Genomic DNA, 16,964 nt, shown 5'->3' on the forward strand with positions numbered 1-16,964 from the left:
TTCCCTTAGAGGTGAGAGTTCACTGTTATGTATCACGTCGTTGCTTCCGATTTAGACGGCACGCTGCTGTCGCCAGACCACACGCTGTCTCCATTCGCCAAAGAGACCCTGAAACTGCTGACCGCACAGGGCATCCACTTTGTGTTTGCCACCGGGCGGCATCATCTGGATGTCGCGCAGATTCGTGACGGGCTGGGCATCAGCGCCTTTATGATCACCTCTAACGGCGCACGCGTGCACAACACTCAAGGGGAGCTTATCTTCAGTCACAATCTGGATCAGGATATTGCACACGATCTTTACGGCATGGTGTACAGCAACCCGGAGATGCTGACGCACGTCTACCGCGGCGATGAATGGTTTATGAGTCGCTCTCGTCCGGAAGAGGAACGCTTTTTCCAGGAGTCGGTATTTAAATACAAACTGTTTGAACCGGGTCTGCTCGGCACCGACGGCGTGAGCAAAGTGTTCTTCACCTGTGACAGCCATGAGAAGCTGCTGCCATTGGAAGAGGCGATCAATGCGCGCTGGGGCGATCGGGTTAACGTGAGCTTTTCCACACTGAGTTGTCTGGAGGTGATGGCGGGGGGCGTGTCCAAAGGTCATGCGTTGGAGCAAGTCGCCAAACTGATGGGCCATACCCTGACATCGTGCATTGCGTTTGGCGATGGCATGAACGATTTCGAAATGCTGTCGATGGCGGGCAAAGGGTACATTATGCGCAACGCGCATCAGCGCCTGAAAGATTTACTGCCGCAGTTGGAAGTCATTGGTAGCAATGCGGACGATGCGGTAGCGCACGCGCTGCGTCGTTTGTTTCTCTCGGTGGTGTGAGGGGGTTGCTGGCGGCCAAGGCCGCCAGCAGACAGCTGAAGCGTTCCGCGATTACGCGCGTTTCTCCATTTCTGCCTTATGTTTCTTTTCATTAACCATGACAATAAACAGCAGCAGCACCGCGATGACGCTGCCGCCGATCATCACCATAAAGCCGCCGTCCCAACCGAAAAAGTCAACGGTGTAGCCAACAATGGCGCTGGCCGCAACGGAGCCGCCGAGGTAACCGAACAGGCCGGTAAAGCCTGCCGCTGTGCCCGCCGCTTTTTTCGGTGCCAGTTCCAGCGCGTGCAAGCCGATCAGCATGACAGGGCCGTAGATCAGGAAGCCGATAACGATCATGCAGGCCATATCGATGCCAGGGTTGCCGGCAGGGTTCAGCCAGTAAACCACGGTCGCGATGGTGACCAGTGTCATAAAGAACACCCCAGTGGCACCACGATTGCCCTTGAACACCTTGTCAGACATCCAACCGCACAGCAGCGTGCCGGGGATCCCCGCATATTCGTACAGGAAGTATGCCCAGGAGGATTTATCCAGCGCGAAGTGCTTCACTTCTTTCAGGTAGGTCGGTGACCAGTCGAGAATACCGTAACGCAGCAGGTAGACGAACACGTTAGCGATGGCGATATACCACAGCAGTTTGTTCGGGAACACATACTGCATGAAGATCTCTTTTGCCGTCAGTTCCTTCTCTGAGGTTTCGGTGTAATCCGCAGGATAGTCATTTTTGTATTCTTCAATCGGCGGCAGGCCGCAGGATTGCGGGGTGTCGCGCATCATCACGAAGGCGAACACCGCAATCAGGATCGCGCCAAACGCTGGCATGTAGAGTGCCGCTCTCCAGTCATGGAACCAGGCCATCCCCAGCAGGAACAGCAGCGGTGGGATCCCGCCCCCCACGTTGTGAGCACAGTTCCAGACAGAAACAATACCGCCGCGCTCTTTCTGCGACCACCAGTGCACCATGGTACGTCCGCACGGTGGCCACCCCATACCCTGGAACCAGCCGCACAGGAACAGCAGCACAAACATGATGGCGATGCTCGATGTTGCCCAAGGCACGAAGCCCATAAACAGCATCACAGCCGCCGCCAGAATCAACCCCGCGGGCAAGAATACGCGCGGGTTGGAACGGTCGGAGATGGAGCCCATGATAAATTTGGAAAAACCATAGGCGATAGAAATCCCTGATAACGCAAAGCCAAGGTCACCGCGAGAGAACCCTTGTTCAATCAGGTACGGCATGGCTAATGCGAAATTTTTTCTTACCAGATAGTAAGCGGCATAACCGAAAAAGATCCCAAAAAAAATCTGCCAGCGCAGACGACGGTATAACGGATCGACCCGATCGTCGCTCACTCTGGGCTGGTGCTGGGCGGGTTTAAAAATACTCAGCATAACGTTCTCCAATACGCTTAAAAGCGATAATTATTTTGTATTAAATCGCGCGTATGGTAGCGAAATGGCGCAGGGTTTCAATGTGAGCCACCGCTAAAACGTTACATTTTTATGACGGTCGTTCAATTATTGTGCTTTGCTTAACAAAATCCCCCCTATAGACACCCTTTTGGGTGTGACTTTTATCGCGAAACGGCTACATACTCGGTTCGTTATTTTCGTTTTTTGCTCGAATTTGCTCTTTATCAATCATTTTTTTTCTTTTCTGTGTCTGAATACCCTTAATGAAGATCCGGAAAGGTGACACCATCATGGAAAACAGCACAGCCTACCGCGAAACCGACGTTATCGTGATTGGCGGCGGCGCGACTGGCGCGGGAACCTTGCGCGACCTGGCACTCAGGGGACTGCGTTGCCTGCTGCTGGAGCGCTTTGACATCGCGACAGGCGCCACCGGGCGTAACCACGGGTTGCTGCACAGCGGTTCGCGCTATGCGGTAACTGACAGTGAATCCGCGCGCGAATGTATTGAAGAAAACCAGATTTTACGCCGCATTGCCCGGCACTGCGTGGAACCGACAGATGGTCTGTTCTTGACACTGCCTGAAGACGATTTGGCCTATCAATCCCAGTTTATTGCGGCCTGTCAGCAGGCGGGTATCAATGCCCAAGCGATTGATCCGCAAGAAGCGCTGCGCCTTGAACCTGCCGCCAACCCGCAGCTGATTGGTGCGGTGCGCGTGCCGGATGGCACCGTTGATCCGTTTCGGCTCACCACCGCCAATATGGTGGATGCGTGTGAGCACGGGGCGGAAGTATTGACCTATCACGAAGTGCTGGGACTGATACGTCAGGGCGATCGTGTCACTGGCGTGCGCGTTTTCGACCATAAACAACAACGCACTCTCGATCTCTATGCACAGGTGGTGATTAACGCAGCCGGCATCTGGGGACAGCGCATTGCCGAATATGCGGATCTGCGCGTGCGCATGTTCCCTGCCAAAGGCGCGTTGCTGATTCTCGGCCACCGTATCAACAATATGGTGATTAACCGCTGCCGTAAGCCCGCCGATGCCGACATTTTGGTACCGGGTGACACCATTTCGCTGATCGGCACCACCTCAACCCGTGTGGACTATGACCAGATAGACAACATGTCCGTCACGCCGCAAGAAGTAGAGATCCTGATGCGTGAAGGGGCGAAACTGGCTCCGATGATGGCGCAGACGCGCATTTTGCGCGCCTATGCGGGCGTGCGTCCGCTGGTGGCAAGCGATAATGATCCGAGCGGGCGCAGCGTAAGCCGCGGTATCGTGCTGCTTGACCACGCCAGCCGCGACGGTCTGGAAGGGTTTGTCACCATTACCGGCGGCAAATTAATGACGTACCGTCTGATGGCGGAGTGGGTCACCGACAAGGTGTGTGAAAAGCTGGGGCACAGCGCGCGCTGCACCACGGCGGAACGGCCACTGCCCGGCTCCGCCAGCGCCTCGACGGAACAACCTGCTGCCGTAACGTCAGGCACGCGCGCCTTTTCTGCGCCGCTGCGCGGCTCCGCGATTTATCGCCACGGCGATCGCGCGGCGCGCGTACTGTCTGGCGAGTATGCCGACAGTAGCCTGGTGTGCGAATGCGAAGCGGTCACGGCGGGTGAGGTGCGTTATGCCGTGGAAGCACTCAAGGTCAACAACCTGATTGACCTGCGGCGGCGTACCCGTGTCGGGATGGGAACCTGCCAGGGCGAGCTTTGCGCGTGCCGTGCTGCCGGGTTGCTGTGCAAGCTGGGGCAATCGACACCGCCGCAAGCGTTGGCACAGTTGAGCCAGTTTTTAAACGAGCGCTGGAAAGGCGTTCGCCCCATCGCATGGGGCAACGCGCTGCGTGAAAGCGAATTTACCAGTTGGGTGTATCAGGGCTTGTGTGGGCTGAGTATTGAGGATCAGCAGGAGGAACAACATGCGGTATGACGTCGTCATTATCGGTGGCGGGTTAGCCGGGCTCACCTGCGGTATTCGTTTGGCGGAGCAAGGAAAACAGTGCGCCATTGTCAGTTCAGGGCAAAGTGCCCTGCATTTCTGTTCGGGATCGCTGGATTTACTGTCTTTTCTGCCGAATGGCGAGCCGGTCCACCAGCCCCTTGAGGCGCTGTCAGCGCTGGCAAGTCAGGCTCCTGAGCATCCCTATTCTCTGATGGGGGAGTCAGCGGTGCGCCGTTGGGTGCCAGAAGCCGAAGCCCTATTGGCACGCTGTGGTGCGGCCATGACGGGCAGCCATCAGCAAAACCATCTGCGCTTGACGCCGCTCGGCAAATATCGCCCGTGCTGGCTGAGCCCACCGGAGATTGTCACGCGGGAACAGGGCAAACCGCTGGCGTGGCGCGATCCGCTGATTGTGGGTATTGACGGGTTTCTGGATTTCCAAGCTTCTATTGTGGCGGACGCGCTGCAAACGCAGGGCATTGCGGCACAAAGTGCTGATTTGCGTCTACCGGCGTTGGATCGCCTGCGCGGGAACCCCAGCGAGTTCCGTGCGGTCAATATCGCTCGCGTGCTGGATCTGCCGGAAAACGCCAGCGCATTGCTGGCGGAGTTGACGCGGCTGAGCGCGCATCACGATGCCATCATTTTACCGGCTTGTCTGGGTCTGGATACGCCGGATGCCGTGGCGAGGCTGCAAAGTATCTTGGGCAAACCGGTCGGTCTGTTGCCGACGCTTCCGCCGTCGTTACCGGGCGTTCGTTTGCATCAGGCGATGGTGCGTCGTTTCCGCCAATTGGGTGGCATGGTGATGCCGGGCGATAAAGTCGAGCGTGCCGTTCTGGGAGAAACAGAAAAGGCGCTCTATACCCGCAACCACGTCGAGATCCCGCTGCGGGCTCAGCAGGTGGTGCTTGCCAGCGGCAGTTTCTTTAACAACGGGCTGGTGGCTGAGTTTGATCGCGTTGTAGAACCGGTGTTTGGCCTTGATGTGCACTATGCCGCTGAGCGCAGTGAGTGGAGCCGGGAACAGGTGCTGGCGCCTCAGCCGTATCGTCTGTTCGGTGTGAAAACTGATGAAAAACTGCGCCCGCGTATCCAGGGCGTCACGGTGCCCGGTGTCTATGCGATTGGCGCAGTATTGGCAGGGTTTGATCCTCTGGCGCAGGGCTGTGGCGCAGGGGTATCTTTATTGAGCGCGTTGTCGGTTGCCGATACGCTGCTGCAAGGGGAGGTTGCATGAGCCTGCTCAATGACACCAGCTTTGATAACTGTATCAAGTGTACGGTGTGTACCACGTATTGCCCGGTTTCCCGGGTGAATCCCCTTTATCCGGGGCCGAAGCAGGCCGGGCCGGACGGTGAACGTCTGCGTCTGAAAGATCCGGCGCTGTATGACGAGGCGCTGAAATATTGCACCAACTGCAAACGCTGCGAAGTGGCCTGCCCGTCGGATGTCAAAATTGGCGATATTATTCAGCGCGCCAAAGCACGCTATAACCCGCATCGTCCTTCACTGCGTGACACCATCCTCAGCCATACCGATCTGATGGGAACGGTATCCACGCCGTTTGCGCCATTGGTGAATGCGGCGACCGGGCTGAAACCGGTGCGCCAGTTGCTGGATAAAGCTCTGAAAATTGACCATCGACGTCAGTTGCCTAAATACTCGTTCGGCACATTCCGCCGTTGGTATCGTCAACACGCTGAAGCGCAAAAACAGTTTAGCGAGCAGATCGCCTACTTCCACGGCTGCTACGTTAACTACAACCATCCGCAGTTGGGCAAAGATCTGATCCGCGTATTCAATGCGATGGGGATTGGCGTGCAACTGTTGGAAAAAGAGAAGTGCTGCGGTGTGCCGCTGATTGCTAACGGCTTTCATACCAAGGCCAGAAAGCAGGCGCAACAAAACGTGGGCTACCTGGAAGGCGCGATACAAGGTAAAAATCTCACCGTGGTGGCGACATCATCAAGCTGTACGGCGACGCTACGTGACGAATACCCGCATTTGCTGGGGGTCGATAACCATGTGGTGCGCGATAGCATTACGCTGGTGACCCGTGAGCTGTATCGCCTGTTAGAGCAAGGCAAAACGCTGCCGCTGAATCCGCTGCCGCTGCGTGTGGCTTATCACACGCCGTGTCATATGGAAAAAATGGGGTGGACGTCCTACACGTTGGATTTACTGCGCCGCATTCCTGGATTGGAGCTGGTGGTGCTGGAGTCCCAGTGCTGCGGTATCGCCGGAACCTACGGATTTAAAAAGGAAAACTATGCCACCTCGCAGGGGATTGGTGCGCCGCTGTTCCGCCAGATAGAAGAGAGTGGGGTGGACATGGTGATCACAGACTGTGAAACCTGCAAATGGCAGGTAGAGATGTCGACCAGTAAACCTTGTGAGCACCCGATCACGTTATTAGCGCGCGCCCTGGCGACGGAAAAATAATCCTTTACAGACGCGAATGATAATGATTATTATTGTCATGCATTCCAGAGAGACGCGCGCATGTGTTTTCATGCGCTGACTGACTCGCTGTGAAGGCACGACATTGCTCACATTGCTTCCAGTGTTTATTTAGCCAGCTCGGGTGCTGGCTTTTTTTTTTGCCCCTACTCCCCACCTCTTTTAAATTTTTTGAACTGAGCGATGAGTTTTTTACGCTTTCTTATTCGCCGCCTCCCGGTAGACTTAACATAACGACAACATTTGTGGAGGCGATATGATTTATTTACGACAGGCTGAGGCGCGTGGCCATGCAAACCACGGTTGGCTTGATAGCTGGCATAGTTTCTCCTTTGCAGACTACTACGATCCCAACTTTATGGGGTTCTCTGCGTTACGTGTGATCAATGAGGACCGCATTGAAGGTGGGCAAGGGTTTGGCACCCACCCGCACAAAGACATGGAAATCCTGACCTATGTGCTGTCCGGCACGGTGGAACATCAGGACAGCATGGGAAACAAAGAGCAGATCCCTGCGGGTGAATTTCAGATCATGAGCGCAGGGACCGGGATTCGCCATTCGGAATACAATGCCAGTCAGGATGAGCTGTTGCATTTGTACCAGATTTGGATCATTCCGGAAAAAGCGGGTATCACACCGCGTTATGAGCAACGGCGCTTTGACGCACCGCAGGGCCGTCAACTGGTGTTGTCACCGGATGCACGTGACGGTTCTCTGAAGGTGTATCAGGACATGACGCTGTCGCGTTGGGCGCTGAAAGCGCAAGAACAGTCGGTATATCAGGTGCCGGCGGGCCGTCGCGTGTGGATTCAGGTGGTACGGGGGGCGGTGGAAATTAACGGTCAGGCAGCAGGCGAAAGTGATGCGCTGGCGATATGGGACGAAGAAACCCTCTCGATACGCGCCGCGCAACAGAGTGAGATCTTGCTGTTCGATCTGCCGCCGGTATAACGAATAACGGTGCGTACCCGTGACGCACCGTTTTTTGATCTTCTCAGGGGGCCTCTGCGGGAAGCAACGTGCAGAGCGCCGCACTGTCAGTCAACACGCTATCGACATCTTCATAAGATTGCGTAGTGACGATGCTTTTCTCTTCATGCCAGGTATAGAGTGGCACACCGGGGTCGTCGTGGCTTTCCTGCAACACGTAACGTTGCAGCTTGATCGGTTGTGCATCGGTTAAATCCTCTCCCACTTTCTCTGCGGTGATTAAACGCAACCCTTGTGGATAGCGCACCAGTTGAAAATCGAAAATCTTCTGCCGCGATGCGGCGATACGATAATCAAACCAGATAAACGCGTCACTGTTCGGGAGGGGGACTAATGAATAACCGTCCGGGGTTTTGATGTAAAAGCTCAGGCTGCGATTGGGGTGTGAGGTGTTGTTTTCGAAGGTAGCAAGCACCGCGAAATCCGCTGAGGTCGGGTGTGCCAGCGACAGATTATTTACACCCGGTTGCAGCGGCACCAGACTCAACCCCGCAGCACTCTGACACGCAGCTATCGTCGTACCGCTGTAAAACAGCAGGGCGGCGAGGACGCGCCGAGCGTTGGTAAGCAAAAACATAGTAGTGATTATCCCTTTCATGCCCACGTTGGGCGAAAACCGGTCTGTAACCGTCTCATTTCATCAGGTAAGTGCGGATGCCATCGAGGAACATCTGGGTTGAAAGCATGACCAGAATCAGCCCCATCAGTCGCTCCAGTGCGGCAACGCCTTTCTCACCGAGCAAGCGCAAAAAGAGATCGGACATTAGCAGGATGATAAATGAAATCCCCCAGGCGATGCCGAGTGCGAGTGTTAAATGCGGCAACTGATCCGGATATTGATGTGATAACAGCATCAGCGCGGCCAAAATAGACGGTCCGGCGACCAGCGGGATCGCCATCGGCACCAGAAAGGGTTCTTCCCCCGCGGGCAACCCGCTGCTGTTGCTTTCCTGTGACGGGAATATCATGCGGATAGCGATTAAAAACAGCACAATGCCGCCCGAAATCGAGACGGTTTCGGTGCGCAGATTGAGGAACGCCAGAATACGTTCGCCCGCAAACAGAAAAATCAGCATCAGCCCAAGGGCGATCACCATCTCCCGAATCAGCACCACCCGTCGACGTTTCGGATCCAGGTGTTTCAGTACCGACATAAAGATGGGCAAATTGCCCAGCGGATCCATAATTAACAGCAACAGAATGGTTGCTGAGATCATTTCGCTCATGGTGGTGGTGGACTCCTGTTATCCCTTTAATGATGGCACCGCATTAGCCACATTGCTGAAAAAGCCGGTGTCATCGAATAAATTCACTTGCGGCTTCTGATACATTTTGTAAGGTTGATATATCCGTCATACTTCAAGTTGCCTGTGCGTTGGCTGCGTTCACTCACCCGAATCACTTACCTGAGTAAGCGCATCGGGATTCTTTCCCTTGCCGCCTTCCCGCAACGTGAATTATTTAGGGTATAGTCATCACTTTATGTAATATTTGCTGAGTTTGGTGATAAACCGATTGTTATTACCCCTCGCTCTGCCGTCATGATAGTCCTGCCACCACGGTTTGCGCGCGTTTGCGTACGGTAAACCTATTGTTCTGCAAGACATTCACCTGACGAGAACAGGGTAACAGAGTGTGTGTCGGCCGTCAGTACTGCCTGTGTGGCAGTCCAAATTCTTTGTGTCATCCCAAGGCAGGATTGTTACCATGAAAAATGTTGGTTTTATCGGCTGGCGCGGTATGGTGGGTTCCGTTCTGATGCAGCGTATGCAGGAAGAGCGTGATTTTGACCTGATTCGTCCGGTGTTCTTTTCCACGTCACAACACGGTCAGGCTGCTCCGGTTCTGGGTGGACAGCAAGGCACGTTGCAAGATGCCTACAATCTGGATGCACTGCGCGCGCTGGATATCATCATCACCTGTCAGGGCGGTGATTACACCAATGAGGTTTACCCGAAGTTGCGCGAAAGCGGCTGGCAGGGGTATTGGATCGATGCGGCCTCTTCGCTGCGTATGCGCGACGACGCCATCATTATCCTCGACCCGGTCAACCATGCTGTGATCAAACAGGGCTTGGACAACGGCATTAAAACGTTCGTTGGCGGCAACTGTACCGTTAGCCTGATGCTGATGTCGCTGGGTGGCCTATTTGCGCACGATCTGGTGGAATGGGCTTCGGTGGCGACCTATCAAGCGGCATCCGGCGGCGGCGCGCGCCATATGCGCGAATTGCTGGTTCAAATGGGTCTGCTGCATAATGATGTGGCGAAAGAGTTGCAGGATCCTGCCTCTGCCATTCTGGATATCGAACGTAAAGTCACCGCGCTGACGCGCAGTGGCACGCTACCGACCGACAATTTTGGTGTACCGTTGGCGGGCAGCTTGATCCCGTGGATCGACAAACAACTGGATAATGGTCAGAGCCGCGAAGAGTGGAAAGGCCAGGCTGAAACCAACAAGATCCTCGGCACCCAGTCCGTGATCCCAGTGGATGGTTTGTGCGTCCGCGTCGGGGCGCTGCGCTGCCATAGCCAGGCGTTCACGCTGAAACTGAAGAAAGATGTTCCGGTGTCTGAAATCGAACAACTGCTGGCAACCCATAACGATTGGGTGAAAGTGGTACCCAACGATCGCGAGATCTCCATGCGTGAATTGACACCTGCTGCGGTGACCGGCACGCTGTCCACGCCGGTGGGGCGTTTGCGTAAACTGAACATGGGTCCGCAGTATCTCTCCGCTTTTACGGTGGGTGACCAACTGTTGTGGGGCGCGGCGGAACCACTGCGCCGTATGCTGCGCATCCTGCTGTAGTCCTCGCTGGATTGAATGCCCCGCGCCGTGCGGGGCATACCACATCGTCTCACGCGCTGCCATTGCTCCCCTTGTCCTGCTGAAGCCTGCTACGCAGCACGGACTTCATTACCTTGCCGGTCGCTGTCTTTGGTAGCTCACCAAAATGCACCGCTTTGGGTATCTTGTATGCCGCGAGTCGTTGGCGGCAATGTATGACTAGATCCTCGGCGCTGGCCTGCACGCCGTCGCGTAATTCAATAAATGCGCATGGCACCTCACCCCAGAGTGCATCTGGCTGCGCGATGACGGCGGCCACGGCCACGGCGGGATGCTGATACAGCGTGTTCTCGATCTCTATGCTAGAAATGTTTTCCCCACCGGAAATAATAATGTCTTTGCGGCGATCTTTGAGCTGGATGTAGTCATCATCCGTTATCACGCCGAGGTCGCCGGTGTGAAACCAGCCGCCGCGAAAGGCTTCCTCCGTTGACGCGGGGTCGTTAAGGTAGCCTTTCATGCAAAGATTGCCGCGTACCATGATTTCGCCGAGCGTCTTACCGTCTGCGGGTACGGGTAACAACGTGTCGGGATGGCGCACGCTCACCTCGGCCTGCATGTGATGACAAGCCCCCTGTTGCGCGCTCAGTCTGGCGCGCTCGTCATTGGGCAGGCTGTGCCAACGGCGCTGCGGTGCACAGGCCGTTGCCGGGCCATAAACTTCCGTCAGGCCGTAGACGTGTAGCGCCTGAAAGCCCATTTTTTCAATTTTTGTGAGCAGTGCGGGAGACGGCGCGGCCCCTGCGACAAGGGTATGTACATGATGATTTATTCCCTCGCGCAGCGCCGGGGAAGCATCGGCAAGTGATTGTTGCACAATCGGGGCAGCGCAGTAGTGCGTTACCCGCTCGTGGCGAATCAGTTCAAAGACGGTATTGACGTCGAATTTTCGCATACAGACATTCACTCCTGCGCGTGCCGCAATGGCCCAAGGGAAACACCAGCCGTTACAATGAAACATCGGCAGCGTCCACAGGTAGACCGGATGCAGGGGCATGCTCCATTCGAGCAGGTTGCCGAGGGCCGCAAGGTAGGCCCCGCGATGGTGATAGACAACGCCTTTCGGCTGGCTCGTCGTGCCAGAGGTATAGTTGAGGGCGATAGCGTCCCATTCGTCGTCAGGCAGTGCCCATTGAGGCTCATGAGTCGCGTTTGCCAGAAATTGTTCGTATTCGATAGCACCAAAAAAAATACGCGGATCCGCTGGTATCCTGTCGGTTACCTTGATCAGCGGTAATTCTGGGTGTTCCTGCACGACGTGGCGTACAACCTCGGAAAATTCGGTATCAACAATCAGCATCTTCGCATTACCGTGGCGCAGCATGTACAGCAGTGAGGCGGCATCAAGACGGGTATTGAGGGTGTTCAGTACGGCACCTGCCATCGGTACGCCAAAGTGCACTTCAACCATTTCCGGTATATTGGGTAACAGCACGGCGACCGTGCTGCCGCGCTCAATGCCTGCCTGTGCAATCGCGCTGGCCAGACGGCAGGCACGTTGATAGGTTTCGTGCCAGGTACGACGGGTATGGCCGTAGATAATGGCCAACTGGTCGCCGTATACTGTTGCCGCGTGTACTAGAAAATTAAGCGGTGAGAGCGGCGCGTAATTCGCGGCGCATTTGTTAAGCGCGACGGTGGTAGTCATCGTATGTTGTGCCTCGCTATCGGTACCACCAGTGCCATGATCAGGCAGGCGGATAGCAGCGCTGCGTCGAGCACGATCGGCGCTTGTGCGGAAAAGGCCTGCGACAACATGGGGGCCGACGCCTGCCCGGCCGCCTGGCTGAGGAATGTACTGGATCCCAATACGCCATATGTCAGCGGAATGTTGTCTACCGAAACGGTGTCGCTCAGCAGACGATGAAAACTGGTGAAGTAGAGCGCGCCGCCCAGCCCGCCGACGGCGATAAGTAATCCAAATTGTAGCGACCACTGTGACAGATTCATTGCGGCTAGCGGTTGGATCGCCAACAGCGCGAGCGCCAGCGCCAGCCGATGGCGAACGGATAGCCTTGACGTCCAGGGCTTTATCACAAACAGGCCGAGTCCGCCCAAGGCTGCCAGTGAAAACGAATACCCCAACTGCTCGGTGGTGATGCCATTGGCGATCACTGCATAGACAGGCCAGCCTGCCAGCCATAATCCGAGACAGAAAAATTCGATGTGATGGATAACAAAAAGAACTTTCTGGCGCTGAAAAATCCCGCACAAATAGCGCCAGCGCTGCGTTTTCGGTTCTCGCGTGGGGGAGTGGCTGTGGTAACGGGAGCGATGGCAGTGAGCAAGGAGGAAACACAGCGTATACAGCAGTGCCGAGAAGAGAAACGCAGCCTGAATACCATAGCCAGCCACCACTATGCCACCGATTGCCGGGCCCAGCGTGCGGCCGATATTCTGTGACACCACATAACTGTCGTTTACCGCCTCGAAAAAGTGCAACTGCGACATGCGATTCAGAAGCGTTCGCCAGGAAACGACAAATAAGGACAGCCCGACGCCTTCCATCAGACGTGCGGTGATGAGCCAACCGGGATGCTGACCGCATACCAGGATCACGCTGCTGACGATAGCGCAGCCTAGCCCGATAAGGTAATAGCGCTCCGCGTTATCGGCAGTGATGATCAGCCCGGTATACGGCTGGAAGGCGACCCGCCCTATGGCGGCCCCGGCAACAAACAGCCCTGCCTCCTGGGCAGATAAGTGCAGCGTTACAGCTAACAGCGGAATGAAACCCATCGCCGTGCCGGATGCCGTCCAAAAGAGCGTACCTTGCGTAAAGCTCAGGATGACTAACTTATGAGGTGATTCCCGTTTCACATCACTCCCTCTTCATGTTCTACGGCGGGTAATGCCCGCATGGCCTGACCACGTTTTCGATGCGGTTGGCAAAGGTGTTTAATCTCAGCCAGTGTTGTGTAAGACCCTGGCGGTTTCCGGCCATGAGCTGCGTGCGCAGCGCCTCCTCTTCTGTCGTTAACCGGGCAGCATGCTCAAGCAGGGCGGAGGCGAATTCACAGCTGGAAAAATAAGTGATAGCTTCGGCCCGGTTGGTGGGATAGTGGAGGCTTTGCCATTGCTGCAAGGGGCGAAGGCAGCCGTGATCGGCCAGCTTTACCATCAGGCTCAACTGGTAATGTGCGCGCTGGCCATAGCATCCGCTCACCAAATAGCCGCGTGCGACCTGGCGGATGATAGAGAGATTATTCAAAATGGCGTTCACGTTGTCTGACGGGCCGCGGGTCTGTGCAAAGCAGAATGGTCCTGCGAGGTGGCGCGTGCCGTTGAGCAAGCCATAGCGGCGAAATGTGGGGTATTGTCGGATATTGTTGAGGCTATAGACGCAGAGTGAGAGTTTCTCAAAGCGGTGCTGGATGCGCCGGACCTGCTCCAGCGTGGGATGGTCGACACTGTCGAATACCGCCATAAGGTCAATATCTGAATTCGGCCTCATGTCGCCGTGTGCTGCGCTGCCATAGAGATAAAGCGACAGCAGACGATCACCGAAAGCGGCGTTGAGCGCATCGACGATCGGTGCCGTCATGGCGTGAATCGCCGCAGGTGCTGTTTCAGCATGTTGCGCGATCACGTTCTGCGTGTCCGGGTAGCTTGCGGCAATGTGTTGAGTGTAACACTCTGCGATGGCGCTCAGCCGTGCAGCGGCGGTGCGAAAGGTATTGGCGTTTTCCAGCAGTGAGCGCTCAAAGGGCTGCCAGTGGCTGTTGGCATAGGTCAACCAGCGGATGTCTTCTTTATTCATTCCCGCGACTGACAGCGGGTTATGATGACGCGTTTCCAACTGCCCCAATAATTTGCTGAGCCCGTTTTCAGCATAGCGCATCGCCCAGCCCAGTTGGCGCACGCCCCAGACATGCGCTTTTGCGGGCAAATCGCGCAGATAGTAGAGACGAGCGATATGGGTCGTGGCGAAGGCCGCCTGGCGCAGGGCATCCGGGTAATCGGGCTCACCTGCTGCGAGTGCGCGTTCTGTCGATGTGCTACGGTAGGGCCAGGGACAGATGTGGAACGACCAACGACCGTGAGCAGGATAGTCGGCCAATTCTCTTTCCGTCAGATAATTCAGTGACAGCTCGGGGAACTCAGCGTGCAGATACTGTGCTGCACATGCCATTTTTTCTCCACCGTCTTCTTGCACGATCAAATAATAATGGCCGACAGCACGCGATGAATAATCAGGCTGTCGTAAAAAGGCATCTGTCTCTGCAATGCCGGACAGGTTATCGCCAAACAGATATTTGGCAGTGGTGCAAAAATACTGTGTACGGGCATCTGTTTTTTGATTCATGATGGCTATAGATCCATGTATTTTATGTTGTTGACTCAAAAAGAGGTATCCAGTATTTACCCGGCGACGTTTTTCACTCTAGGTAAATACATGTTTAACCCTATTCAGATATCGCGTTTTAATAATAATCCATGTCGGACATTTTGATGTTTTTCTGCATATTTCAGCCGAAATGGTTTTTATCGTAATTAGCTTGAACCCTTGAGTATCGTTTTTTATAAAATAAGTGGATATATTCTTCAGTGATGACAGTCAATTGTGGTTCAGGCGATATGTTGTAAAAGGTTGTAATCATATTTTACAGGTATCTCTATTAAATGGGGTTGGCGTGTCTGGAATGCTTTCTCGAGCGCATCAGGAAAATCAGCGATATCCAAAACTTTTGTCGCTGATACACCATTGGCGTTAGCCAGTAGGGTGAAATCGACCGGGCCGAATTCGGTCAGATGACGTTGTGGTTCAGAACCATTGAGATTCTGGTAATACTTGATAAGGCCAAACGCTGAATCCGACAGAACAACGATAACCACCGGTAACGAATACCGAACAAGGGTTTCAAGCTCCTGACTGGTGGAGTGAAATCCGCCATCACCGCAAAAGGCGATAACGCGGGTTTCGGGATAGCATATCTGTGCCGCCATTGCAGCGGGGAGACCAAAGCCGAAACTGCCGCAGACGTTGGAGCACAAAAAACGGTTTTCCTGGTACGTGGTGGCCAGCAGTCCGGCATACTGTTTGTGCAGCCCGACGTCGCTACAGAATATACCGTCGCGCCCCAGCGCAGTACTTACGGCAGCCACAATGCCGGGAATATCGGTGGCGGTGTCAGGCTGCGAAGCGGGCCGGCGTTTGTCGAAAAATGGCTTCAACCGCTGATGGGATGCTAACCATTCCCGCTTGGGCAAGGCGTAATGGGTAAGTTGATCAAGACTGCGTGTGATATCGCCCAGACAGAGGATATCGGGTTGGAAAATATCGTCCATCGGGACATCGACGCTGTTTATAACCAGTGTGGGTTTATCGTTACCCCACAATGCTGGTTTCAGATCCTCACCGAAGTCATAGCCAATCAAAATCATCAAATCGACACCCTCAAACAACTCGTGCAGCACGGGGGTACGATATACACCATCCAGATATTTGTTAGCGGCAGTCAGAAACTGAGGGTGATCGTCGGGCACGGCACCCTTGGCTGCGAGAGAACAGATTATTGGCGCATTGATCTGTTGCGAAAAACGGCAAACGCTCGCTTGCGAGCCGTCGCGGATAACCTGATTGCCGATGACAATCATCGGATGCGTTGCATGGGTAATGCATTGGGCGGCGCGGATAATATCGGCACGCGCAGGCTTGGCTTTCTTCCTCCGGGTGAGTGGCTGCACGGCTTGCAAGATGTCCAGTGCCTTGCGATCCGGCACCTCGGTTTTCAGCAGATCCAGCGGGATACTGAGATAGGCGGGGCCGGGTAAGCCATCCAGCGTGTGCTGCAACGCGCTCTGGACGTGAGAAACAAGCTCTTCTGCCTTTTCGAGTTGCTGGCTGGATTTTGTGATGCTTGTCATCAATCCGACGTTATCAATGCATTGGTGTGTCAGGTTAAACCTGATCTGTGGGCGAGGAATTTGTGCGGAGCAAGCGACCATGGGAGAGCGGTCCAACATGGCGGAACACACGCCCGTAGCCATATTGGTTAACCCTGGGCCAAACGTGGCCCAGCACATATGAGGCATTCCGGTGAGGCGCCCCGCGACGTCCGCCATAATGCCTGCTGCAAATTCATGTCGTGTTAAATAAAAACGAATACCAAACGCTTCATCAAAGCTTATCGCTTCCGCTTCACCACCAATAATACCGAAACATTTTTTTAAGCCCATGCTGGACATCGTTTTAAGAAAAAGTTCATTAAATTGCATGTTCATCTCCTGTCCGTGAAATTCAGTCAATAATTACGGCCCCGGATGTTTAAATATATAAAATAACTCTGTGGAATGATTTCTTTTATCAGACGCTGTGTTTTTATTTATGAACGCCACAGATTGCTATCTCTGTGAATGGCAGCAAGTAAAAGCGTAAGGCTTGATGATAGGGAGTATAAAGCTTGAATATCAATAAAAAATAAACGTCATGTGAAAATAAAATA

The 16,964-nt window shown here is 54.6% G+C and carries 13 protein-coding genes; 6 read left to right on the forward strand and 7 right to left on the reverse strand.

Translation table 11 applies throughout. From position 1 onward, the window contains the following. Positions 1 to 27 precede the first annotated feature (27 nt). Positions 28 to 834, forward strand: a complete 807-nt coding sequence (yigL, locus tag J5224_RS08215) for a sugar/pyridoxal phosphate phosphatase YigL (RefSeq protein WP_264624891.1) — start codon at positions 28 to 30, stop codon at positions 832 to 834. A 51-nt stretch (positions 835 to 885) separates the two neighbouring features. Here the strand turns inward: yigL and glpT are convergent, their stop codons facing one another. Next, positions 886 to 2,235 (reverse strand): glycerol-3-phosphate transporter, encoded by a 1,350-nt coding sequence (gene glpT / locus J5224_RS08220; protein WP_264624892.1) that lies wholly within the window; start codon positions 2,233 to 2,235, stop codon positions 886 to 888. A gap of 311 nt (positions 2,236 to 2,546) precedes the next feature. On the opposite strand from glpT, the gene glpA reads away from it, so the two are divergent. The 4 genes from glpA to J5224_RS08240 all read left to right on the forward strand — a co-directional run bounded on the left by glpA (position 2,547) and on the right by J5224_RS08240 (position 7,629). Continuing rightward, entirely contained in the window at positions 2,547 to 4,202 is a 1,656-nt protein-coding gene (gene glpA, locus J5224_RS08225; RefSeq protein ID WP_264624893.1) for an anaerobic glycerol-3-phosphate dehydrogenase subunit A, read from the forward strand. Next, positions 4,192 to 5,454, forward strand: coding sequence for a glycerol-3-phosphate dehydrogenase subunit GlpB (glpB, locus tag J5224_RS08230; RefSeq protein WP_264624894.1), 1,263 nt, complete (start codon positions 4,192 to 4,194; stop codon positions 5,452 to 5,454). Before glpA ends, glpB begins: the two co-directional genes overlap by 11 nt. Beyond that, positions 5,451 to 6,659 (forward strand): anaerobic glycerol-3-phosphate dehydrogenase subunit GlpC, encoded by a 1,209-nt coding sequence (gene glpC, locus J5224_RS08235; RefSeq protein ID WP_264624895.1) that lies wholly within the window; start codon positions 5,451 to 5,453, stop codon positions 6,657 to 6,659. Before glpB ends, glpC begins: the two co-directional genes overlap by 4 nt. 274 nt (positions 6,660 to 6,933) lie before the next feature. Then, complete coding sequence (locus J5224_RS08240) at positions 6,934 to 7,629, forward strand: pirin family protein (RefSeq protein WP_264624896.1); 696 nt, start codon at positions 6,934 to 6,936, stop codon at positions 7,627 to 7,629. A gap of 43 nt (positions 7,630 to 7,672) precedes the next feature. Here J5224_RS08240 and J5224_RS08245 read toward each other — a convergent pair whose 3' ends face one another. Both J5224_RS08245 and J5224_RS08250 read right to left on the reverse strand, forming a co-directional pair. Continuing rightward, complete coding sequence (locus J5224_RS08245; RefSeq protein WP_264624897.1) at positions 7,673 to 8,245, reverse strand: carbapenem self-resistance protein CarG family protein; 573 nt, start codon at positions 8,243 to 8,245, stop codon at positions 7,673 to 7,675. 55 nt (positions 8,246 to 8,300) lie between these two features. Further along, positions 8,301 to 8,894, reverse strand: coding sequence for a YhgN family NAAT transporter (locus J5224_RS08250; RefSeq protein ID WP_222158844.1), 594 nt, complete (start codon positions 8,892 to 8,894; stop codon positions 8,301 to 8,303). A 481-nt stretch (positions 8,895 to 9,375) separates the two neighbouring features. On the opposite strand from J5224_RS08250, the gene asd reads away from it, so the two are divergent. Further along, positions 9,376 to 10,479 (forward strand): aspartate-semialdehyde dehydrogenase, encoded by a 1,104-nt coding sequence (asd, locus tag J5224_RS08255; protein ID WP_264624898.1) that lies wholly within the window; start codon positions 9,376 to 9,378, stop codon positions 10,477 to 10,479. A 49-nt stretch (positions 10,480 to 10,528) separates the two neighbouring features. On the opposite strand, the gene J5224_RS08260 is transcribed toward asd, so the two are convergent. From J5224_RS08260 to J5224_RS08275, 4 genes are all read right to left on the reverse strand, one after another. Further along, positions 10,529 to 12,166 carry an AMP-binding protein gene (locus J5224_RS08260; RefSeq protein WP_264624899.1) on the reverse strand — a complete coding sequence of 546 codons (1,638 nt, stop codon included), beginning with the start codon at positions 12,164 to 12,166 and terminating at the stop codon, positions 10,529 to 10,531. Next, positions 12,163 to 13,338, reverse strand: a complete 1,176-nt coding sequence (locus tag J5224_RS08265) for an MFS transporter (RefSeq protein WP_264624900.1) — start codon at positions 13,336 to 13,338, stop codon at positions 12,163 to 12,165. The genes J5224_RS08260 and J5224_RS08265 overlap by 4 nt, the downstream gene beginning before the upstream one ends. A 19-nt stretch (positions 13,339 to 13,357) precedes the next feature. Then, positions 13,358 to 14,824, reverse strand: coding sequence for a nucleotidyltransferase domain-containing protein (locus J5224_RS08270; RefSeq protein ID WP_264624901.1), 1,467 nt, complete (start codon positions 14,822 to 14,824; stop codon positions 13,358 to 13,360). A 263-nt stretch (positions 14,825 to 15,087) separates the two neighbouring features. Continuing rightward, on the reverse strand, positions 15,088 to 16,737 hold the full coding sequence (locus J5224_RS08275) for a thiamine pyrophosphate-binding protein (protein ID WP_264624902.1): 1,650 nt from the start codon (positions 16,735 to 16,737) through the stop codon (positions 15,088 to 15,090). Between the last annotated feature and the right edge of the window lie 227 nt (positions 16,738 to 16,964).

The sequence above is a fragment of the Candidatus Symbiopectobacterium sp. NZEC135 genome (assembly GCF_025962695.1).

Excerpts from the sequence above, each read along its gene's own strand:
- asd (WP_264624898.1), top strand. The coding sequence starts at position 9,376 with ATGAAAAATGTTGGTTTTATCGGCTGGCGCGGTATGGTGGGTTCCGTT.
- glpT (WP_264624892.1), bottom strand. The coding sequence starts at position 2,235 with ATGCTGAGTATTTTTAAACCCGCCCAGCACCAGCCCAGAGTGAGCGAC.
- J5224_RS08260 (WP_264624899.1), bottom strand. The coding sequence starts at position 12,166 with ATGACTACCACCGTCGCGCTTAACAAATGCGCCGCGAATTACGCGCCG.
- glpB (WP_264624894.1), top strand. The coding sequence starts at position 4,192 with ATGCGGTATGACGTCGTCATTATCGGTGGCGGGTTAGCCGGGCTCACC.
- yigL (WP_264624891.1), top strand. The coding sequence starts at position 28 with ATGTATCACGTCGTTGCTTCCGATTTAGACGGCACGCTGCTGTCGCCA.
- J5224_RS08275 (WP_264624902.1), bottom strand. The coding sequence starts at position 16,737 with ATGCAATTTAATGAACTTTTTCTTAAAACGATGTCCAGCATGGGCTTA.
- J5224_RS08250 (WP_222158844.1), bottom strand. The coding sequence starts at position 8,894 with ATGAGCGAAATGATCTCAGCAACCATTCTGTTGCTGTTAATTATGGAT.
- J5224_RS08270 (WP_264624901.1), bottom strand. The coding sequence starts at position 14,824 with ATGAATCAAAAAACAGATGCCCGTACACAGTATTTTTGCACCACTGCC.
- J5224_RS08240 (WP_264624896.1), top strand. The coding sequence starts at position 6,934 with ATGATTTATTTACGACAGGCTGAGGCGCGTGGCCATGCAAACCACGGT.
- glpC (WP_264624895.1), top strand. The coding sequence starts at position 5,451 with ATGAGCCTGCTCAATGACACCAGCTTTGATAACTGTATCAAGTGTACG.
- J5224_RS08245 (WP_264624897.1), bottom strand. The coding sequence starts at position 8,245 with ATGTTTTTGCTTACCAACGCTCGGCGCGTCCTCGCCGCCCTGCTGTTT.
- glpA (WP_264624893.1), top strand. The coding sequence starts at position 2,547 with ATGGAAAACAGCACAGCCTACCGCGAAACCGACGTTATCGTGATTGGC.